The 21,076-nt window shown below is 75.5% G+C and carries 19 protein-coding genes; 11 read left to right on the top strand and 8 right to left on the bottom strand.

Annotation, left to right across the window (positions count from 1 at the left end; genetic code table 11):
* The first annotated feature begins 207 nt into the window (after positions 1-207).
* The 9 genes from ACI796_RS04085 (at position 208) to ACI796_RS04045 (ending at position 10,547) form a co-directional block, all read left to right on the top strand.
* Positions 208-1,773 carry an ABC transporter ATP-binding protein gene (locus ACI796_RS04085; protein ID WP_456939989.1) on the top strand — a complete coding sequence of 522 codons (1,566 nt, stop codon included), beginning with the start codon at positions 208-210 and terminating at the stop codon, positions 1,771-1,773.
* A complete protein-coding gene (locus tag ACI796_RS04080; protein WP_456939988.1) occupies positions 1,770-2,981 on the top strand; it encodes an ABC transporter permease in 1,212 nt (403 codons plus the stop codon). The genes ACI796_RS04085 and ACI796_RS04080 overlap by 4 nt, the downstream gene beginning before the upstream one ends.
* Positions 2,978-4,255: an ABC transporter permease gene (locus ACI796_RS04075; protein ID WP_456939987.1), complete on the top strand. Its 1,278-nt coding sequence runs from the start codon at positions 2,978-2,980 to the stop codon at positions 4,253-4,255. Before ACI796_RS04080 ends, ACI796_RS04075 begins: the two co-directional genes overlap by 4 nt.
* A complete protein-coding gene (locus tag ACI796_RS04070; protein ID WP_456939986.1) occupies positions 4,256-4,672 on the top strand; it encodes a cytidine deaminase in 417 nt (138 codons plus the stop codon).
* Positions 4,672-5,952, top strand: coding sequence for a thymidine phosphorylase (locus tag ACI796_RS04065; RefSeq protein ID WP_456939985.1), 1,281 nt, complete (start codon positions 4,672-4,674; stop codon positions 5,950-5,952). Before ACI796_RS04070 ends, ACI796_RS04065 begins: the two co-directional genes overlap by 1 nt.
* Positions 5,953-6,057: 105 nt before the next feature.
* Positions 6,058-6,966 carry an ABC transporter ATP-binding protein gene (locus ACI796_RS04060; RefSeq protein WP_456939984.1) on the top strand — a complete coding sequence of 303 codons (909 nt, stop codon included), beginning with the start codon at positions 6,058-6,060 and terminating at the stop codon, positions 6,964-6,966.
* The gene (locus ACI796_RS04055) at positions 6,963-7,790 is read left to right on the top strand and encodes an ABC transporter permease (protein ID WP_456939983.1); all 828 of its coding nucleotides are present in this window, start codon (positions 6,963-6,965) and stop codon (positions 7,788-7,790) included. The genes ACI796_RS04060 and ACI796_RS04055 overlap by 4 nt, the downstream gene beginning before the upstream one ends.
* A gap of 9 nt (positions 7,791-7,799) precedes the next feature.
* On the top strand, positions 7,800-8,876 hold the full coding sequence (locus ACI796_RS04050) for an adenosine deaminase (protein WP_456939982.1): 1,077 nt from the start codon (positions 7,800-7,802) through the stop codon (positions 8,874-8,876).
* A gap of 234 nt (positions 8,877-9,110) precedes the next feature.
* A complete protein-coding gene (locus tag ACI796_RS04045) occupies positions 9,111-10,547 on the top strand; it encodes a DEAD/DEAH box helicase (protein ID WP_456939981.1) in 1,437 nt (478 codons plus the stop codon).
* 286 nt (positions 10,548-10,833) lie between these two features.
* Here the strand turns inward: ACI796_RS04045 and arc are convergent, their stop codons facing one another.
* Complete coding sequence (gene arc, locus ACI796_RS04040) at positions 10,834-12,615, bottom strand: proteasome ATPase (protein WP_456939980.1); 1,782 nt, start codon at positions 12,613-12,615, stop codon at positions 10,834-10,836.
* Between the two features lie 99 nt (positions 12,616-12,714).
* Complete coding sequence (locus ACI796_RS04035; protein WP_456939979.1) at positions 12,715-13,638, bottom strand: tRNA (adenine-N1)-methyltransferase; 924 nt, start codon at positions 13,636-13,638, stop codon at positions 12,715-12,717.
* A gap of 86 nt (positions 13,639-13,724) precedes the next feature.
* Here ACI796_RS04035 and ACI796_RS04030 point away from each other — a divergent pair, with 86 nt between their 5' ends.
* On the top strand, positions 13,725-14,672 hold the full coding sequence (locus ACI796_RS04030; RefSeq protein WP_456939978.1) for a RecB family exonuclease: 948 nt from the start codon (positions 13,725-13,727) through the stop codon (positions 14,670-14,672).
* 311 nt (positions 14,673-14,983) lie between these two features.
* On the top strand, positions 14,984-16,162 hold the full coding sequence (locus ACI796_RS04025) for an amidohydrolase family protein (RefSeq protein ID WP_456939977.1): 1,179 nt from the start codon (positions 14,984-14,986) through the stop codon (positions 16,160-16,162).
* Between the two features lie 4 nt (positions 16,163-16,166).
* On the opposite strand, the gene ACI796_RS04020 is transcribed toward ACI796_RS04025, so the two are convergent.
* The 6 genes from ACI796_RS04020 to ACI796_RS03995 form a co-directional block, all read right to left on the bottom strand.
* A complete protein-coding gene (locus tag ACI796_RS04020; RefSeq protein ID WP_456939976.1) occupies positions 16,167-16,889 on the bottom strand; it encodes an HAD family hydrolase in 723 nt (240 codons plus the stop codon).
* 102 nt (positions 16,890-16,991) lie between these two features.
* Entirely contained in the window at positions 16,992-17,201 is a 210-nt protein-coding gene (locus ACI796_RS04015) for a dodecin (protein WP_456939975.1), read from the bottom strand.
* Between the two features lie 81 nt (positions 17,202-17,282).
* The gene (locus ACI796_RS04010) at positions 17,283-17,960 is read right to left on the bottom strand and encodes a hypothetical protein (protein ID WP_456939974.1); all 678 of its coding nucleotides are present in this window, start codon (positions 17,958-17,960) and stop codon (positions 17,283-17,285) included.
* A gap of 135 nt (positions 17,961-18,095) precedes the next feature.
* Entirely contained in the window at positions 18,096-18,623 is a 528-nt protein-coding gene (locus tag ACI796_RS04005) for a hypothetical protein (RefSeq protein ID WP_456939973.1), read from the bottom strand.
* Positions 18,624-18,729: 106 nt separating this feature from the next.
* A complete protein-coding gene (locus ACI796_RS04000; protein ID WP_456939972.1) occupies positions 18,730-20,052 on the bottom strand; it encodes an ATP-dependent 6-phosphofructokinase in 1,323 nt (440 codons plus the stop codon).
* A 54-nt stretch (positions 20,053-20,106) separates the two neighbouring features.
* Positions 20,107-21,033 (bottom strand): zinc-dependent alcohol dehydrogenase, encoded by a 927-nt coding sequence (locus ACI796_RS03995; protein WP_456939971.1) that lies wholly within the window; start codon positions 21,031-21,033, stop codon positions 20,107-20,109.
* Positions 21,034-21,076: the final 43 nt, after the last annotated feature.

Below are 21,076 nucleotides of genomic sequence, written 5' to 3'. Positions count from 1 at the left end.
ATCCACCCTGCGACGCGGGCCCGGGCGGGAAACGCCCGGGCCCGCGGTGCGCCGGGGTCGCCCCGGGCTCGGACGGAGCCCGCGGAGTAGGGCACCATACGCACCGGCCCCCGGGCCCGAAGCCCGGCGCAGCGGCTGATCCCGCGCGCCGGCGCCGTCCGAAGTGACCTCCCGCCCACCGGCGGGCCACAGCGAGGAGATGCCGGCATGGCACCAGCGGACTCGCCAGCAGACAGTCCGGCGGCGGGCGAGGGCCCCCTCGCCGTCGAGCTGCGCGGGATCACCAAGCGCTTCCCCGGCGTGGTGGCGAACCGGGACATCGAGCTGCGGGTCCGCCGCGGCGAGGTGCACGCCATCGTGGGCGAGAACGGCGCCGGCAAGTCGACGCTGATGAAGACCCTCTACGGCGAGCACCGCCCCGACGAGGGCCAGGTCCTCGTCGACGGCCGCGAGGTGACCTTCCGCAGCCCGGCCGACGCCATCGCGGCGGGCATCGGCATGGTCCACCAGCACTTCATGCTGGCCGACAACTTCACCGTCCTGGAGAACGTCGTCCTCGGCAGCGAGCCCACCCGGCGCGGCCGGCTGGACCTCGCCGAGGCGCGCCGCCGCATCACCGGCATCTCCGACCGCTACTCCCTCGGGCTGCGGCCCGACGCGCTGGTCGAGGACCTCGGCGTCGGCGACCGGCAGCGCGTCGAGATCGCCAAGGTCCTCTACCGCAACGCGCGGACCCTGATCCTCGACGAGCCGACCGCCGTGCTCGTGCCGCAGGAGGTCGACGAGCTGTTCGCCAACCTCGCCGAGCTCAAGCGCGAGGGCCTGACGGTCATCTTCATCTCGCACAAGCTCGACGAGGTGCGCCGGGTCGCCGACTCGATCACCGTCATCCGGCGCGGCACCACGGTCGGCCGGGCCGACCCGAGGACGACGACGGCCAAGCAGCTGGCCGAGATGATGGTCGGTGCCGAGCTGCCCACCCCGGAGACCCGCGAGTCCACCGTCCGCGAGACCCCCGTGCTGCGGCTGACCGGCGTCACGGTCACCGACGTGGGGCACCGCCCCGTGGTGGACGACGTCACGCTCACCGTGCGGGAGGGCGAGGTCGTCGGCATCGCCGGCGTCGAGGGCAACGGCCAGGCCGAGCTCGTCGACGCGATCATGGGGCTGCGCACGCCGGCCGCCGGGTCGATCGTCCTCGGGACGGAGGACGTCACGGGCTGGAGCACCCGCGCCCGCCGGGAGGCCGGCGTCGGCTTCATCCCCGAGGACCGGCACCGGCAGGGCATGCTGCTGGACGCGCCGCTCTGGGAGAACCGGATCCTCGGCCACCAGACCCGCCCGCCGGCCGTGAAGGGGTTCTTCATCGACCGCCGCGGCGCCCGCGCCGACACCGCACGGATCATGCGGGAGTACGACGTGCGCGCGCCCGGTCCGGACACGCTGGCCGTCGCCCTCTCCGGCGGCAACCAGCAGAAGCTGATCGTGGGGCGCGAGATGAGCGCCGCGCCGCGGCTGCTCATCGCCGCCCACCCGACCCGCGGCGTCGACGTCGGCGCCCAGGCGGTGATCTGGGAGCTGCTCAAGGACGCCCGCGCGGAGGGACTGGGGATCGTGCTCATCTCCGCCGACCTCGACGAGCTCATCGGCCTGTCGGACACGCTGCACGTCATGCTCCGCGGCCGGCTGGTGGCCACCCTCGACCCGCGGCGGGTGACCCCCGAGGAGCTCGGCGGGCACATGACCGGCGCGCGCACGGCGGGTGCGGCGTGAACGGCCTCCTCCGCCGGGTGGGGCTCTCCCTGCTCGGCCCGGTGCTCGCCGTCCTGGTCGCCCTGGTCATCTCCGCGGTGGTCATCGCCCTCATCGGGCAGAACCCGCTCGAGGCGTTCCAGGTGATGGTCGACCTCGGCACCACGCCGTCGCAGCAGGTGCAGTCGATCGTCGTGATCCTCAACCGGGCGGTGCCGCTGTTCCTCGCCGGGCTGGCCGTCGCGGTCGCGTTCCGGATGGGCCTGTTCAACATCGGCGTCGAGGGCCAGTACCGGCTGGCCACCATCCTGGCCGCCGCGGTCGGCGCGGCCGTCGTGCTGCCCGGCCCGCTGCACGTGCTGCTCGTCGTGGTCGTCGCGATGGTGGTCGGGGCGCTGTGGGCCGGCATCGTCGGCGTGCTCAAGGTGACCCGCGGCGTCAGCGAGGTCATCAGCTCGATCATGCTGAACTTCGTCGCGCTGGGCCTGGCGTCGTTCCTGCTCACCGGCCCGCTGCGGGGCAGCCCGCCGGGTGCCTCGATCATCACGACCTCGGAGATCCCCGAGTCCGGCCGCTTCCCGAGCCTCAACGGGCTGCTCACCGGGCTGGGCCTGGCCGCGCCGCGCAGCGGTCTCTACGGCTTCCTGCTGGTCGCGATCGTGGTCGGGGTCGTGGTCGCCGTGCTGATCAAGCGCACCCGCTTCGGGTTCGACCTGCGCGCCACCGGCCTGTCGCCCTCCGCGGCCACCGCCAGCGGCGTCGACGCCCGGCGCATGGTCGTGAAGACCATGCTGATCTCCGGCGCGATCGCCGGCCTGATCGGCCTGCCCGACCTGCTCGGTTCGCAGTACGACTACGGCACCGAGTTCACCGCCGGCCTCGGCTTCCTCGGCATCGCCGTCGCCCTGCTGGGCCGCAGCACGCCGGTGGGCATCGCGCTGGCCGCGCTGCTGTTCGCCTTCCTCGACCGGGCGGCACTGCCCCTGCAGTTCGCCGACATCCCGTCCTCGGTCGTCACGATCATCCAGGGCACGATCGTGCTCGCCGTCGTCATCGCCAACGAGATCGCGCGGCGGCTGGCGCTGCGCTCGGCCGAGCGGGCCGGCGCGTCGGCCGGTCCGGCACCGGGTGGCGGCGGGGACGGCGCGACGCCACCGCCGCCCGCCCCGGACGGCGGGCAGCAGGTCCGCGCCGGTGCGCCCGGGGACCAGCAGGGAGCACGAGCATGAGCACCACGGCGACGACCAGTACCGGTCAGCCCAGCCGCGGCCCGCTGACCGACCTGCTGACCGGCGGTGGCCGGGCGCGGCGGGTGCTGTGGGTGCTCGTGGGCCTGTGGCTGCTGTTCTCGCTGGTCCGGGTGATCTCGGGCGAGCAGGAGCTCACCTCGTCCTCGACGCTCCGGGCCGCGCTGCTGCTCGCCGTCCCCATCGGACTGGCGGCGCTGGGCGGGCTGTGGTCCGAGCGCGCGGGCGTGGTGAACATCGGCCTCGAGGGGATGATGATCCTCGGCACCTGGGGCGCGGGCTGGGCCGGCTACCAGTGGGGCTGGGCCGGCGCGGTCATCGGCGGCGTGGTCTTCGGCGCGGCCGGCGGCCTGCTGCACGCGATCGCCACGGTGACGTTCGGCGTCGACCACGTGGTCTCCGGCGTCGCGATCAACATCCTCGCCGAGGGCGTGGTCCGCTTCCTGTCCGAGCTGCTGTTCAACGAGGAGACCGGCGGCGGCCCGACGCAGTCGCCGTCCCTGGCCGGTGACCCGCCGTCCTTCTCGCTGCCGGTGCTGTCCTCGGGACCGGACCTGCTCGGGGACCTGGAACGGCAGCACTGGTTCCTGGTCAGCGACGCGGCGGGCCTGCTGCGCGGGCTGACCAGCGGCGTGGGCCTGCTGACCCTGCTCGCCGTGCTGCTGGTGCCGGCCTCCTACCTGCTGCTGTGGCGGACGGCCTTCGGCCTGCGGCTGCGCTCGTGCGGCGAGAACCCGGCCGCCGCGGACTCCCTGGGCGTGCCGGTCTACCGGCTGAAGTACCTCGCCGTGGTCGTCTCCGGTGCGCTGGCCGGCCTGGGTGGCGTCTTCCTGGTGTTCGTGGCGGGCATCTACCGCGAGGGGCAGACCGGTGGCCGCGGCTTCATCGGCCTGGCCGCCCTGATCTTCGGCAACTGGCGGCCCGGCGGGCTGGCGGCCGGGGCGGGCCTGTTCGGGTTCGCCGACGCCCTGCAGCTGCGCAGCCAGACCGCGGTGGTGGCCCTGCTGCTGCTCATCGCCGTCCTCCTCGCCGTCCTGGCGGTCGTGCAGGCCCGGCGCGGGAAGTGGCTGGTCGCCGGCATCGCCGGGGTCTTCGCCGTCGCCTCGCTGGTCGGGTTCCTGACCATCGACCGGCTGCCCGAGGGGATCGTCTTCTTCACCCCGCACCTGACCACCCTGCTGGTCCTGTCGCTGGCGTCCCAACGGCTGCGGATGCCCAAGGCCGACGGGCTGGTCTACCGGAGGGGGGAGAACTAGATGGGGGACGTCGACTGGGACGCGCTGCGCGGCGCGGCCCGGGAGGCCATGACGCACGCCTACGCGCCGTACTCGCGGTTCCCCGTGGGCGTGGCCGGGCTGGTCGACGACGGCCGGGTGGTCACCGGCTGCAACGTCGAGAACGCCAGCTACGGCCTGGGCCTGTGCGCCGAGTGCGGGATGGTCAGCGACCTCGCCCGCACCGGCGGCGGCCGGCTGGTCGCGGTGGCCTGCGTCGGCGGGGACGGGGAGCCGCTCATGCCGTGCGGCCGCTGCCGGCAGCTGCTGTGGGAGCACGGCGGCGCCGAGATGCTCATCGAGACGGTGTCGCTGGGCATCGTGCCGATGCGCGAGGTGCTGCCCGACGCCTTCGGCCCCGACGACCTGGTCGCCGCGGCGGAGCGGGGGCAGGGCTGATGGCCGCGTTCGACGCCATCGACGTGCTGCGCGCCAAGCGCGACGGCGGCCGGCTCACCGACGAGCAGATCCGCTGGGTGATCGGCGCCTACACCGACGGCACGATCCCCGACGAGCAGATGAGCGCGCTGCTCATGGCGGTGTTCTTCCGGGGCATGTCCGCCGACGAGCTGTCGGTGTGGACGCAGGCGATGATCGACTCCGGTGAGCGCAAGGACCTGTCCTCGCTGGGCCGGCCGACGGCGGACAAGCACTCCACCGGCGGGGTCGGCGACAAGACCACCCTGCCGCTCGCGCCGCTGGTCGCCGCCTGCGGGGTGGCCGTGCCGCAGCTGTCGGGCCGGGGCCTGGGCCACACCGGCGGCACGTTGGACAAGCTCGAGTCGATCCCCGGCTGGCGGGCCGACGTGCACGAGGAGGCCTACCTCCGGCAGCTCGCCGAGGTGGGCGCGGTCATCTGCGCCGCCGGGCACGACCTCGCGCCGGCGGACAAGAAGCTCTACGCGCTGCGCGACGTGACCGCGACGGTCGAGTCGATCCCGCTGATCGCCAGCTCGATCATGAGCAAGAAGATCGCCGAGGGCGCCGACGCGCTGGTGCTCGACGTCAAGACCGGCTCGGGGGCGTTCATGAAGGACCCCGAGTCCTCCCGCGAGCTGGCCCGCACGATGGTCGGCCTCGGCGAGGCGGCCGGGGTGAACACCGTGGCGCTGGTGACCGCGATGGACCGGCCGCTGGGTCGTGCCGCGGGCAACGCCGTCGAGGTCGCCGAGTCGGTGGAGGTCCTCGCCGGCGGCGGCCCGGCCGACGTCGTCGAGCTCACCCTGGCCCTGGCGCGGGAGATGCTCACCGGTGCCGGGCGGCCCGACGTCGACCCCGCCGACGCGCTGCGCGACGGCCGGGCGATGGACGTGTGGCGGCGGATGATCGCGGCGCAGGGCGGCGACCCCGACGCGCCGCTGCCGCGGCCGGCGGAGAAGCACGTGGTGACCGCCCCGGCCACCGGGACGCTCACCCGCCTGGACGCCTACGCGCTGGGCGTCGCCGCCTGGCGGTTGGGCGCCGGCCGCGCCCGCAAGGAGGACCCGGTCTCGGCTGCTGCCGGCGTCACCTGGACGGCGACGGTGGGGGAGCGGGTCACCGAGGGCCAGCCGCTGCTCGAGCTGCACACCGACGACGCCGCGCGCATCCCGCGGGCGCTGGAGGCGCTGGAGGGCGCGGTCGGCGTCGACACCGGCGACGAGCCGCTGCCCCTGCTGATCGACCGCATCTCCGCCTAGCCGGCCCGTGCACGCCCGCGGATCCGCACCGTGCAGATCCGCGGGCGTGCACGGCGGCCGGGGCGGTCGGCGCGGGTCCGCAACCGGGGAGCACACTGGACCCTCGTGACCAGCACGTCCGCGGAACCGACCTCCGCCGCCGCCCCGCGCGCCGGGGAGCCCCTCGACCCGGACGCGGCGATCTCCGTCCGCGGGCTGGTGAAGCGCTACGGCGGCGCCACCGCCGTCGACGGCCTGGACCTCGACATCCGGCGCGGCGAGATCTTCGCTCTGCTCGGCCCCAACGGCGCCGGCAAGACGACGACGGTCGAGATCTGCGAGGGCTTCCGCGACCGCGACGGCGGCGAGGTGCGGGTGCTCGGCACCGACCCGGCCTCGGGCGGGCGGCGGTGGAAGGCGCAGCTGGGCATCGTGCTGCAGTCCGGCGCCGGGGACAGCCAGCTGACCTGCCGCGAGCTGCTGCGCGCGCAGGCGTCCTACTACCCCGACCCGCGCGACCCCGACGAGGTCCTCGAGCTGGTCGGGCTGACCGAGAAGGCCCGCGCCCGCGGCCGCTCGCTGTCGGGCGGCCAGCGCCGCCGGCTCGACGTCGCGCTCGGCATCGTCGGCCGTCCCGCGCTGCTGTTCCTCGACGAGCCGACCACCGGCTTCGACCCCGAGGCGCGGCGGCAGTTCTGGTCGCTGATCCGCTCGCTGCGCGACCTCGGCACCACGATGCTGCTCACCACCCACTACCTGGACGAGGCCGAGGCGCTGGCCGACCGGGTCGGCGTCATCGCGCGCGGGCGGCTGGCCGAGGTCGCCGTCCCGTCGGAGCTGGGCGGCCGGGGGCACGCGCCGGCGGTGGTCAGCTGGACCGAGGACGGCGTCCGGCGCAGCGAGGCCACCGCGACCCCGACGGCGTTCGTCTCCGCGCTGGCCGCGCGCTTCCCCGGCGAGGTGCCCGACCTGGCGGTGGCCCGCCCGACCCTCGAGGACGTGTACCTGCAGATGATCGGGGAGGCCCGCGCGTGAGCGCCGGAACCGTCGCCCAGGGCCGGACGGCACTGCCGTCGCTGCCCGCCGTCTACCGCTCCCGCGCCGGGGTGGAGCTCAAGGAGTTCTTCCGGCAGCGCGAGTCGGTGGTGTTCACCCTCGCGTTCCCGGTGATCCTGCTGGTCGTCTTCGGGGCGGTCCTCGACTACGACCTCGGTGGCGGCGTCACCTTCACCCAGTACTTCATGGCCGGGATCATCGCCGCGGGCATCCTCGGGGCGAGCCTGCAGAACATGGCGATCAGCATCGCCACCGAGCGCTCCGACGGGACGCTGAAGCACCTGTCGGGCACCCCGATGCCGAAGAGCGCCTACTTCGTCGGCAAGGTGGTGCAGGTCCTCGCGGTCACCGTGCTGATCGTGCTGATCCTGCTGGCGGTCGGGCGGCTGGCCTACGGTGTCGCGCTGCCGTCGGGCAGCGACTGGATCACCTTCCTGTGGGTGACCGCGCTCGGGTCGTCGGCGTGCACGCTCCTGGGCATCGCCGTCTCCAGCCTGGCCAAGAACGGCCGCTCGGCCTCGGCGATGGTCACCCCGATCGCGCTGGTGCTGCAGTTCATCTCCGGGGTGTTCTTCCAGTTCAGCCAGGTGCCGACGTGGATGCAGACGGTCGCCGCGCTGTTCCCGCTCAAGTGGATGGCGCAGGGCCTGCGGTCGGTGTTCCTGCCGGACTTCCTGGCCGCGCAGGAGCCGGCCGGGTCGTGGGAGCTCGGGCGGGTGGCGCTGGTGCTGGGCGTGTGGTGCGCGGCCGGCCTGGCGCTGTGCGTCCTGACCTTCCGCTGGCAGGAGCGCGGCACGAGATAGCGTCGGGCGGTGCCCGCACCACTCGACGCCGACTCGGTCCGCCGCGCGCCCAAGGTCCTCCTGCACGACCACCTCGACGGCGGGCTGCGTCCGCAGACGGTGCTCGAGCTCGCCGACGAGGCGGGCTACCGCGCCCTGCCCGCCCGCGACGCGGAGTCGCTGGGGACCTGGTTCCGCGAGGCCGCCGACTCCGGCTCGCTGGTGCGGTACCTGGAGACGTTCGCGCACACCGTCGGGGTGATGCAGCGGCCCGAGGCGGTGCACCGGGTGGCCCGCGAGTGCGCCCTCGACCTCGCCGCCGACGGCGTCGTGTACGCCGAGGTCCGCATGGCGCCGGAGCTGGTGACCGCGGGCGGCACCCCGATCGAGGAGGCCGTGGAGGCGATCCTCGACGGGTTCGCCGCGGGCAGCGCCGAGGCGGCCGCGGCGGGGACGCCGATCACCGTGGGCGCGCTGCTGTGCGCCATGCGGCAGGAGGACCGGTGGGAGGAGGTCGCCGGCCTCGTCGTCCGGTACCGGGACGCCGGCGTCGTCGGGTTCGACCTGGCCGGGCCGGAGATCGGCTTCCCGCCGGACCGGATCCCCGGGGCGATCGCGCTGCTCGACCGCGCCGGTGCGCACCGCACCGTCCACGCCGGCGAGGCGGCCGGTGTCGACAGCATCCGGGCCGCGCTGGACGGCGCCCGCGCCGAGCGGCTCGGCCACGGCGTGCGGATCGCCGACGAGGTGCCGATCGAGGGCCCGCTCGGCCCGCTGGCGCGGCGGGTGCTCGACGAGCAGGTGCCGCTGGAGGTCGCGCCGTCGTCGAACGTGCAGACCGGCGCCTACCCCTCGCTCGAGCGGCACCCGGTGGGCCGGCTGCACCGGCTGGGCTTCGCGGTCACGGTGAACACCGACAACCGGCTGATGAGCGGTGTCTCGGTGACCGGCGAGCTGACCGACGTCGCCGCCGCCCACGGCTGGGGCTGGGACGACCTCCAGACGGTCACCGAGCGGGCGCTGGCCGCGGCGTTCACCGACGACGCCGAGCGGGCCCGGCTGCTCGACGACGTCGTCCGCCCGGGGTACGCCGCCCTCCGCGGGTGATCACGGCCACCGCCCGGTGCGGAAGGGCGGACCGGGCGGCGCTGTTACCGTGGGTGTGCCGGCACTCGCCGGACATCCTCCCGGACGGTCCGTCCGGGCATGAGCGCATCCGTGCAGATCGCCGCGTCGTCGACGCCCGCGGTCGCCAGTGAGGACGCCTGGCCCCGTCGCAGGGGTGGCGCCCGCGCACCACCACGGGACGCGCCCGAGCTGTATCGGAGTCCCCACCCCCGCATGACCACGTCCGACACCGTCGACGTCCAGAGCACTCCCGACACCCCCGCCCCGGCGGGCCCCACGTTCGCCCAGCTGGGCCTGCCCCAGCAGCTGGTGACCGCCCTCGAGCGGCGCGACATCCGCGCTCCGTTCGCCATCCAGGCCTCCGTCCTGCCCGACGCCCTCGCCGGGCGCGACGTGCTGGGCAAGGCGGCCACCGGGTCCGGCAAGACCCTGGCCTTCGGCCTGCCGATGCTCGCCCGCATGGGCCTCACCGCCCGCCGCGGCCCGCGCGCCCCCCGGGCGCTGGTGCTCGTGCCCACGCGCGAGCTGGCCCAGCAGGTCTCCGACAACCTGGCCCCGCTCGGCCAGGCCGTCGGCACCCAGTTCGCCACCGTCTACGGCGGCGCCTCGATGGGCCGCCAGATCTCGCAGCTGCGCCGCGGCGTCGACGTCGTCGTCGCCACCCCCGGCCGGCTGCAGGACCTGATCGGCCAGCGCGAGGTCACCCTCGCCGACGTCGAGGTCAGCGTCGTGGACGAGGCCGACTTCATGTCCGACCTCGGCTTCCTGCCCGTCGTGCAGGAGCTGCTCGACCAGACCCGCCCCGACGCCCAGCGGCTGCTGTTCTCGGCCACGCTGGACGGCGAGGTGGACACGCTGGTCCGCCGCTACCTGACCGACCCCGCGCGGCACGAGGTCAAGCGCCCCGGCGACGACGCCCCGCCGGCCGAGCACCTGGCCTACAGCGTCGCCTTCCGCGACAAGGTGCCGGTGACCCAGGAGCTGGCCGCGCGGCCGGGCCGCACGATCGTGTTCGCCCGCACCCAGCTCGGCGTCGACCGGCTCACCGAGAACCTGCAGGCGGTCGGCATCAAGGCCGAGGCGATCCACGGCGGGCTGCCGCAGTCGGCCCGCCGCCGGGCGCTGGAGGCGTTCACCGACGCCCGCAGCCCCGTGCTGGTGGCCACCGACGTCGCCGCCCGCGGCATCCACGTCGACGACGTCTCGCTGGTCCTGCACTACGACCCGCCGGCCGACCACAAGACCTACCTGCACCGCTCGGGCCGCACCGCCCGCGCCGGCGCCGCCGGCGTCGTGGTCTCCCTGCTGCTGCCCGACCAGGTCGGCCAGGCCAAGCGGCGGTTCCGGCAGGCGAAGGTGGACCCGCAGGTCAGCCGCCTCCGGCCGGGCGACGCCCCGATCGCCGAGCTCGTCGCCAGCGGCGTGCCGGTGGAGCCGGTCGAGCGGCCGGCCCGCGAGTCGCGCCGTCCGCACGGCGGCCCCGGCGGCCGGCGTCCGCGCCGCGACGGCGACCGGCCGCGCCGCTCCTACGGCGACGGCGGCCGTCGCGACGACCGTCCGCGCCGGCCCTCCGGCGACCGCGACCGGTACCGCGGCCCCGGCGAGGGCCACCGCGGCGGCCGTCCCGACCGCTCGGCGCCCACGCACTGACGGCGTACTCCTGACGACGGCGGCCGGTCCCGGAACTCCCGGGGCCGGCCGCCGCCGTGTGCGGGGTCGCCCGTGCCGGCGGGGACGGCCGGGAGGTGGTCCCGCGCGCAGTCGTGGGGGGGGGGGGGGGGGGGGGGGGGGGGGGGGGGGGGGGCGGGGGGGGGGGGGGGGGGGGGGGGGGGGGGGGGGGGGGGGGGGGGGGGGGGGGGGGGGGGGGGCGGCGCCCCCGGCGGCCCCCCCCCCGGGCCCCCCCCCCCCCCCGCGCGGGCGGGGCGGCCGGCCCGGCTCAGAGGTACTGGCCGGTGTTGGTGGCGGTGTCGATCGCGCGGCCGGAGTCGTTGCCCTTGCCGCTGATGAGCGTGCGGATGTAGACGATCCGCTCGCCCTTCTTGCCCGAGATCCGCGCCCAGTCGTCGGGGTTGGTGGTGTTGGGCAGGTCCTCGTTCTCCTTGAACTCGTCGACGCAGGCCTGCATGAGGTGGCCGACCCGCAGCCCGGCGGTGCCGGTCTCCAGGTTCTCCTTGATGGCCATCTTCTTGGCGCGGTCGACGATGTTCTGCAGCATCGCGCCGGAGTTGAAGTCCTTGAAGTACAGGACCTCCTTGTCACCGTTGGCGTAGGTGACCTCGAGGAAGCGGTTCTCCTCGCTCTCGGTGTACATCCGCTCGACGGTGCGCTGGATCATCGCCTGGATGGTCGCCTCGGCGCTGCCGCCGTTCTCGGCGAGGTCGTCGGCGTGGATGGGCAGCGACGGCGTCAGGTACTTGCTGAAGATGTCGCGGGCGGCCTCGGCGTCGGGCCGCTCGATCTTGATCTTCACGTCCAGCCGGCCGGGCCGCAGGATCGCCGGGTCGATCATGTCCTCGCGGTTGGAGGCGCCGATGACGATGACGTTCTCCAGGCCCTCGACGCCGTCGATCTCGCTGAGCAGCTGCGGGACGATCGTCGACTCGACGTCGGAGGACACGCCCGATCCGCGGGTGCGGAAGATCGAGTCCATCTCGTCGAAGAACACGATGACCGGGGTGCCCTCGCTGGCCTTCTCCCGGGCCCGCTGGAACACCAGCCGGATGTGCCGCTCGGTCTCGCCGACGTACTTGTTGAGCAGCTCGGGGCCCTTGATGTTGAGGAAGTAGGACTTGGCCTGCCCCTCCCCCTTCACCGCGGAGACCTTCTTGGCCAGCGAGTTCGCCACCGCCTTGGCGATGAGCGTCTTGCCGCAGCCGGGCGGGCCGTAGAGCAGGATGCCCTTCGGCGGGCGCAGCTCGTACTCGCGGAACAGGTCCGCGTGCAGGAACGGCAGCTCGACGGCGTCGCGGATCTGCTCGATCTGCCGGGCCAGGCCGCCGATGTCGGAGTAGTCGATGTCGGGGACCTCCTCGAGGACGAGCTCCTCGACCTCGCTCTTGGGGATCCGCTCGTACACGTAGCCCGACCGCGCCTCCAGCAGCAGCGAGTCGCCGACCCGCAGCGGCTGGTCGGTGAGCGAGTCGGCCAGGTAGACCACCCGCTCCTCGTCGGTGTGGCCGATGACCAGGGCCCGTGGCGTGACGCCGTCGACAGGCTCCAGCAGCTCCTTGAGCATGACGACGTCGCCCTGCTTCTCGAAGCCGAGCGCCTCGACGACGTTCATGGCCTCGTTGAGCATGACCTCCTGGCCGGGCCGCAGCTCCTCGGCCTCGACGGCCGGGGACACCGAGACGCGCAGCTTCCGGCCGCCGGTGAAGACGTCGACCGTGCCGTCGTCGTGCCGCCCCAGGTAGACGCCGTAGCCCGACGGCGGCTGGCCGAGCCGGTCGATCTCCTCCTTGAGCGTCAGCAGCTGCTCGCGGGCGTCGCGCAGGGTGCCGGCGAGCTTGTCGTTGCGCTCGGAGAGGAAGGCAGCGCGGCCCTCCGCCTCGGCGATCCGCTCCTCGAGCACCCGCACCTGCCGGGGGCTGTCGGCCACCTTGCGGCGCAGGAGAGCGATCTCCTCCTCGAGGTAGGAGATCTGGGAGAGCAGGGCGGAGACGTCACGTTCGCGCCGCGCTCGGAACTCGTCGGGACCGCTGACAGGACCGGGGCCCATCGCGCACCTCCGCACATCGGGGGGAGCCAGGAGGCAAATCTATACACGCCTGCCGACGCCGCGCCCGCGTGCTCGCGGGGTCCGCGCGCCCCGGCGCGGCTACTTCTGGGGACGCCGCTGGCGGACCGGCGCGACCACGCCCTCGGCCAGCCGGCGGGCGGTCACGAGGAACGCGGTGTGCGCGACCATGCGGTGCTCGGGGCGCACCGCGAGGCCCACCGCGTGCCACGGGCGGACCAGCGACTCCCAGGCGTAGGGCTCGGTCCACACGCCCTGCGCGCGCAGCGCCTCGACGTAGGTGGACAGCTGGGTGACGGTCGCCACGTAGCCGATCAGCACGCCGCCGGGCCGCAGCGCCGCGGCCACCGTGGGCAGCACCGCCCACGGCTCGAGCATGTCGAGGACCACCCGGTCGACGACCTCGTCCGCGGGGTGGTCGGCGAGGTCGCCCAGGCGCAGGTCCCAGTTCTCCGGCACCCCGCCGAAGAAGGCGCCCACGTTGCCGCGGGCGACGTCGGCGAAGTCCTCGCGCCGCTCGTAGCTGGTGACCCGGCCCGACGCGCCGACGGCGCGCAGCAGCGAGCAGGTGAGCGCGCCCGACCCGGCGCCGGCCTCGAGGACCCGCATGCCGGGCCCGACGTCGCCGCTGCCGACGATCTGCGCGGCGTCCTTGGGGTAGACGACCTGGGCGCCGCGCGGCATGGACAGCACGAAGTCGGCCAGCAGGGGCCGGAACGCCAGGTACCCGGTGTTGGCCGTGGAGTGCACGACCGAGCCCTCGGGTGCGCCGATGAGGTCGTCGTGGGCGATGGCGCCGCGGTGGGTGTGGAACTGCCTGCCGGGCTCGAGGACGACGGTGTGCAGCCGGCCCTTGGGATCGGTGAGCTGCACCCGGTCGCCGACGGCGAAGGCGCCCGGCACCGGGGCGGCGACGGCGGCCGGCGGCCCGTCGTCCGCGGGGAGCGGCTCGGCGGCGGGGGCGGCGGCGGTCGCGTTCTGGCTGGGCTCGGGCTGCGGTTCCACGGGCGGCCAGCCTAGGCGAGCCGCGGGACGGGCCCGCCCGGCGCGGGCACTCGGAACTGTCGGAGGAGCGTCGTAGCGTCGGGTGCATGACGGCAGTGGCGCAGGACCCGGCGCACAGCGGCACGGTCTTCCCCGGCACGGCGTCCGACGGCGGCGGGCAGGCCCCCGACGGGGAGAAGGCGCCGCGCCGGCCCTCGCTGTCGCCCAGCCGGGCGGCCGACTTCAAGACGTGCCCGCTGCTCTACCGCTTCCGCACCATCGACCGGCTGCCGGAGAGGAAGAGCGCCGCGGCGGTGCGCGGCACGCTCGTGCACGCGGTGCTGGAGCGGCTCTACGACCTGCCACCGGCCGAGCGGACCGTCGAGGCGGCCCGCGGGCTGGTGGCGCCGGCGTGGGACGAGCTGCGCGCCGACCCGGAGGTCGAGGCGCTGTTCACCGCCGGCGAGGACGGGGCGGAGCCGCCGTCGCTGGAGGCCTGGCTGGACTCGGCCGGGACGCTGGTGGAGACCTACTTCCGGCTGGAGGACCCCACCCGCATCCAGCCCGAGGGCCGCGAGCAGCTGGTCGAGGTGACGCTGCCCGACGGGCTGCTGCTGCGCGGCTACGTCGACCGGCTCGACGTCGCCCGCAACGGCGCGCTGCGGGTGGTCGACTACAAGACCGGCTCGATGCCGCGCGAGGCGTTCGAGTCCAAGGCCCTGTTCCAGATGAAGTTCTACGCGCTGGTGCTGTGGCGCACCCGCGGCGTGGTGGCCTCCCAGCTCAAGCTCATCTACCTCGGCGACGGCGACGCGCTGACCTACGCCCCCGAGGAGGCCGAGCTGGTCCGCTTCGAGCGGACGCTGCTGGCGATCTGGGCGGCGATCGAGCGGGCGGTGGCCACCGGCGACTTCCGGCCCAACCGCACGCGGCTGTGCGCCTGGTGCGACCACCAGGCGCTGTGCCCCTCCTTCGGCGGCACTCCCCCGCCGTTCCCGGCCGAGGCCGCGGCGCGGGCCGGCTGGGCCACGCTGCCGATCGTCGAGCGCGACTGACGCTCCCGCCCGGCGCCCGGCGCCGGGCCGTCCCGCCCCGTGGGGACGATCATGGAGCCGCGGTGGCGACGCGCCGAGCGGTCGCGGCGTGTCGCCACCCGGACCCCGTGGTCGCGGGACACCGGCCCGGGCGCGTCCCCACGCAGCCGCCGCCCCTCCGCGGACCGGGCGGCTGGCGAGGTCGGCGCGTGAGTTGGGGATAACGGTCACCGCCGGCGACGGCGGGGGCGAACGAGACGCACCGGTCCCCGTCGACCGGCCGGCGCGGCCGGCCCTAGCGTCGGCTGCTCCCGCCACCCAGGAGGACCGGCATGCGGGGTTACCGGGCCGACCGCGCCTTCGACGGCGAGCGGGTGCTGCGTGACGGGGCCCTGCTGCTGGTCGACGACGGCCGGATCGTCGCCGTCGAGCCCGCCGGGGCCGCCCCGCCCGACGGCGTGCCCGTCACCGCCCTGCCCGGGACGACGCTGCTGCCCGGGCTGGTCGACACGCACGTGCACCTCTGCGGCGACAACGGCCCCCGCGCCCTCGACCAGCTCCCCGAGCTGGAGCCTGCGCAGGTGGACGCGATCGTCGCCGCCGCCCTGCGGCAGCACCTGGCCGCCGGGGTCACCGCGGTCCGCGACCTGGGCGACGTCGGCTGGGCGGTGGTCGAGCGGGCGCCCGCCGACGGCCCGACGGTGGTCGCCTCGGGCCCGCCGCTCACCTGCCCGGCCGGCCACTGCGCGGGGATGGGCGGCGTGGTGCGGGGAACCGAGGCGCTGCGGGGAGCGGTCCGCGAGCGCGCCGAGCGGGGTGCGGACGTCGTCAAGCTGATGGCCAGCGGCGGCGTGATGACCGCGGGCACCGACATGACCGCCTGCCAGTTCACCACCGCCGAGGTGCGCGCCGTCGTCGACGAGGCGCACCGGCTGGGCCTGCCGGTCACCGCGCACGCGCACGCGCTGAGCGCCGTCCGGCAGGTGCTGGCCGCCGGCGTCGACGGCATCGAGCACTGCTCGTGCCAGACCGCCACCGGCTGGGGCGTGCCGCCGGCGCTGGCCGCCCAGCTCGCCCGGGCGGGCACCGCCGTCTGCCCGACGCTGGGCCTGGCCGACGGCGCGGTGCCGCCGCCCCGCATCCAGGAGCTCCTCGACCGGATGGACATCACCGAGGAGGCGCGCGCCGCCGACGCGGCCCGCATGCACCGCGCGGGCGTCCGGGTGGTCAGCGGCGTCGACTCCGGGATCGGCCCCGGCAAGCCGCACGGGCTCCTGCCGCGCGCGGTCGCCTCGCTCGTCGGCGGTGGGGTGCCCGCCCCCGAGGCGCTGGCGACGGCGACCTCCGCGGCGGCCGCCGCCTGCGGCCTCGGCGGGCGCACCGGACGGCTGGCGCCCGGCCTGGACGCCGACCTGCTGCTGGTCGACGGCGACCCCACCGTCGACGTCGCCGCGCTGGAGCGGGTGCGGCTGGTGGTCTCCTGCGGCCGGGAGGTCGTGCCGGCCGGGTGAGGGCTCAGCGGCGGGGTGCGGCGTCCCGCCCGAGCAGCAGCCCCTCGAGGTCGGCGAGCCCGACGCCGGCCAGCGTGTCGCGCAGCACCAGGCCCGGCGCGGGCGCCAGCGGCTGCAGCGCGGGCACGCCGAGGACGGTGGCGCCCGCGGCCAGCCCCGCGGCCACCCCGGCCGCGGAGTCCTCGACGACGACGCAGTCGGCCGGGTCCACGCGAAGCGCGGCCGCGGCCTGCAGGTAGGGCGCCGGGTCGGGCTTGCGGGCGGGCACCTCGTCGCCGCACACGGTGACGTCGAACGGCGGCACGTCCGGGAACGCGGCCTCGACCTGCGCGAGGACCACGTCGGCCAGGCGGCGCGGCGTGGTCGTCACCAGGGCCGTGGGCAGCGCGGCGGCGCGCACCTCGGCCAGCAGCTCGCGCGCGCCGGGCCGCCAGTGCAGGTCGGTGGCGAGCAGGCCCGCGACGGTCTCCTCCACCCAGGCGACGTCGGCGCTCGTCTCCTCGGGCGTGCGCTCGATCCCGAGGTCGGCCTGCAGGATCCGCATCGACGTCGCCATGCTGGTGCCGACGGTGGCCTCGCGGGCGGTGGCGCTCAGCTCACCGCCGAGGCGCCGGGCGAGGGCGAACAGGGCGTGTCCCCAGTGCTGCTCGGACTCCACCAGCGTGCCGTCCATGTCGAACAGCACCGCGCGCAGGCCGGAGCGGGGATCAGGAGCAGGGAGGGTCACGGCAGGTCTCTCGGGCAGAGGGCAGGGGCACGACGGCCCGCGCCGGCCGACGTCCCCAGTGTCCCACCGTCCCGGGCCGGGCCGGTGCCCGCACGGGGGCGGTCAGTCCTCGACGCGGAACCCGATCTTCAGCGTCACCTGGACGTGCGCGACGTCGCCGTCGACGACCTGGCCGCGCACCTCCTGGACCTCGAACCACTCGACGTGCCGGATGGTCTGCGACGCCTTGCCGACGGCGGTGCGGATCGCGTCGTCGATGCCGGTCGGGCTGCTGCCGACGACCTCGGTGAGCCGGTACACGTGGTTGGCCATGGCGGTCTCCTCCCCGCACCCGGCGGCGCCGGGCGCGGGTCGATCCTGGCCCCGGGGGTGCCGGGCGGGGAACCGGGCGGATCAGCCGGGCAGGGTGTTGACCACCCGGGCGAGGACCACCACGAGGACGCCGAGGGAGATCAGCGACTGCAGCGCCATCAGGCCCTTCACCCGCAGCGTCAGCGGCATCGTGTCGGTCGGGCTGAAGGCGACCAGGTTGGTGAATGCCACGTACAGGTGGTCGCCGAAGTGGGGCCGCCATCCCGGCGGGGCGAGGCCGGGCGCGTCGGTCTGGGGGAACTGGAAGTCGGGGTGGGGCCGCGGCTCCGCGACCCGGCCGGCCGGCCCGCCGCCGTCCAGCTGCCAGTAGACCAGCGCGAAGGTGACCACGTTGACCAGCAGGACCAGCGCCGCCGCGACGAGCAGCCGGTCGGCGGTGAGCGGGACGTGGTCGACCTCGCCGCCGTCCAGCACGAGGACCACGAGCCGGGCGGCCGCGCCGGCGTTGGCGACCACGAGGGTGCCGAACAGCGCGAGCACCAGCGACCGGGCGCCGCGGGGCACCGGCCCGGGCCGGGCCGCGATGCCCAGCAGCACCAGCAGCGCGATCCCCTCCACCACCGGGACGAGCAGCGGCGGGCCCACCCGGTAGCCGGCGGGGATCAGGACCTGCAGCAGGATGACCACCACGACCGTGAGCAGCGGCCAGGTGTAGCTCTCCGGGGTGCCGGACCGGGTCCGGTCGACCGTGCGGTCCATCGCACCACCGCGTCCCTCCCGCCCCCGGGCGGCGCGGGTCGCCGGGAGGGCGGGCCGCGACGAGGGCGCTCCCGCGGCCCAGCCTCCGCAGCAGGGGCTCCGGCCGCGTCACCCGCCGCGGACGAGGGAGCGAGGTCAGGCGGTGCGGCGGCGCAGGCGGCGCAGCAGCACCGCGCCGACCCCGCCGGCCACGGCGACGCCGATCGCGAGCCCGGCGCCGTTGCCCTCGGCCGGCATCTGCGTGGCCGGCGGGCAGGCCGGATCGGCCTTGCGGGCGGCCAGGTTGGTGCTGCCCAGGTGCCACATCGGCCCGCCGCCGTTCCCGACGGTCACGGTGAACACGGCGTGCCGGACCCCGGGTGCGAAGGTCGTCGGCTGCGGCTCCCCGAGCGGGGCCGGCGTCACCTGGTTGGCCGGGCCCACCGGGATCTCCACCGTCTCCCCGGTGCGGTTGTCGTAGCCGAAGACCGCCGTCCAGGTGCCGTCGGCGTGCCGGACGACGCAGTCGACCAGCGGCACCACGTCCGGCGGGTCCGAGCGGTCCGGTGCCGCCGCGGCGACCCCGGGGGTCAGGGCGACGACGGCAGCGGCCGCCGTCGCCGCGAGCCCGCGCGCGAGGCGGGTCCGCCCGCGTCGCTCGGCCGTCGGTCCTGTCCTGTCCATGGCGTCCCGTTCGTGTGGGCGGCATCGTGCACCTGACACGGGACCATCGGCAGGGACCCGGCGGTCCTCCAGCGCGGCCGCCGGACGCCACCCGGGCGGGTGAGGCCTACTCGAAACGCACCGGCTGCCCGGTGGCCTCCAGCACCGACATCCACAGGTCGCCCAGCGGGTCGACGTGGTTGCGCCGGCTGACCGCCAGGGACATCGGGAGGTGCACGAAGCGCCGCCGCCGGCGCGCCACGATCACCTCGGTGCGGCCGGCCATCGCCGCGTGCACGGCGGCGTGCGCCAGCCGCAGGCAGTAGGCGCTGTCGTAGGGGTTGGCCGGCACGCTGCGGATGGCGTAGCTGGGGTCGAAGTAGCGGACGTTGTTCTCGACCTTCGCGTCGTCGAGGTGCTCGGTGATCAGCCGGCGCAGCAGCCGCCCGATGTCGCCGAGCCGGACGTTGCCCGACGCGTCGCGGCCGGGCTCGTGCTCCTCGATGTGCTCCTGCCCGGCCCCCTCGGCCACCACGACGACGGCGTGCCCGCGCTCCTCCACCCGGCGGCGCAGGTGCTCGAGGAAGCCGTGCTCGCCGTGCAGCGCGAACGGCACCTCGGGGATGAGCACGTAGTCGGCGTCGTCCTTGGCCAGCGTCGAGTAGCAGGCGATGAACCCCGAGTGCCGGCCCATGAGCTTGACCAGGCCGACGCCGCCGGGCGCCGACCGGGCCTCCACGCTGGCGGCGTGGATCGACTTGGTCGCCTCCGACATCGCCGTCTGGAAGCCGAAGCTCTGGTCGATGTAGGGGATGTCGTTGTCGATGGTCTTGGGCACCCCGACGACGGCGATCTTCAGGCCACGCTCCTCGACGACCCGCACGACCTCCATCGCCCCGCGGATCGTGCCGTCGCCGCCGATGACGAACAGGACGTTGATCGCCAGCCGCTCCAGGGCGTCGACGATCTCCTCGGGGTCCTGCATGCCGCGCGAGGTGCCGAGGATGGTGCCGCCCTCGTCGTCGATGTGCTGGACCACCTCGGGCGAGAGGTCGACGACGTCCTCGCCGTAGTGCGGGATGAAGCCGCGGTAGCCGTTGCGGAACCCGACGATGCGGCGCACGCCGTAGTGCCGGCACAGCTCGAGGACCAGCCCGCGGATGACGTCGTTGAGGCCGGGGCACAGCCCGCCGCAGGTGACGATGCCGACCCGGGTCTTGGCCGGGTCGAAGTAGATGCGCTTGCGCGGCCCGCCCGGCTCCAGGCTGGGCAGCCGGTCGACCGGGACGCCGCGGCTGCCGGCCATCGACAGGGTGTCGTCGAAGAGGATCCGGTCGTCCTCCTCCACCGAGTGCTGCGTGGTCTCCCGCGCGGCCAGCCGCTCCGCCAGCGGCGAGTCGATGCGGCACGGACCCAGCGTCCGCACGGCGAGGTCCTCGTGTCCGATCACGAGGGTCAACGCTCCCACACCGGGGTGCCGCCGCTGCGCGCGGCACCCCGGTCGTCAGGACGTCATGTCGACCTGGATCTCGGGGCCGGGCCCGGACCCCTCCGGCCGCCGCCCGGCGAGCACCTCGCCCACCTGCGCGAGCCCCACGGTGGCGGCCACCAGCGGCCGCGGGTCCACGGTGCCGGCGGCGTACGCGGCGACGGTGTCGGCCAGCCCCGGCGAGGCGGACAGCACGCCGACGGCGGTCACGTCGCCGAGCACCAGCGCCCGGGTGTCGACGGCGCTCGGGCGGCCGGCCGGCCCGACGCAGACGACCCGGCCGGCCGGCTTGACCAGCCCCAGCGCCCGCGCGGGGGCGCCGGCGTCGGTGGAGGCGTCGACGACGGCGTCGAACGGCCCGTCGGGCACGGTGTCGGCGGCGGTGAACCCGAGGTCCCGGGCGAAGGCCAGGGACCCGGGGGTGACGCCGAGCAGGTGCACCTCCGCGCCGGCCGCGTGCACGAACACCGCCGTCAGCAGGCCGATGGTGCCGGGTCCGACCACCAGCACCCGGTCCCCCGGCCCGGCCCCGGTGGCGCGGGCCGCGCGCAGCGCGTTGCCGCCGGGCTCGACCAGCGCGCCGAGCCCGGCGTCGACCGCGTCCAGCAGGGCGTGCAGCGACCGCGCCGGCACCGCGAGCCGCTCGGCCAGCGCGCCGGGCCGCCCACCGCGGATGCCCACCTCCTGGCGCTGCGCGCACACGTGCTGCTGCCCGCGCCGGCAGCGCCGGCAGGTGCCGTCGCCGAGCATCGTGTCCCCGGTGACCCGCCGGCCGGCCCAGCCGGGGTCCACCCCCTCCCCCACCGCGGCGACCGTGCCGGCCCACTCGTGGCCCAGCCGCATCGGGTAGGCCGCGTGCCCCTGGTGCAGGTAGGCCATCTCGCCGGTCCAGAACTCGACGTCGGTGCCGCACACGCCGACCCGCTCGACGTCGACGACCACCTCCCCGGGCGCCGGGACCGGTCCGGCCCCGCTGCAGGGTCCC

It is taken from the genome of Geodermatophilus sp. SYSU D00525, assembly GCF_054050475.1.
This window is presented reverse-complemented; position numbering and strand designations above follow the sequence as displayed.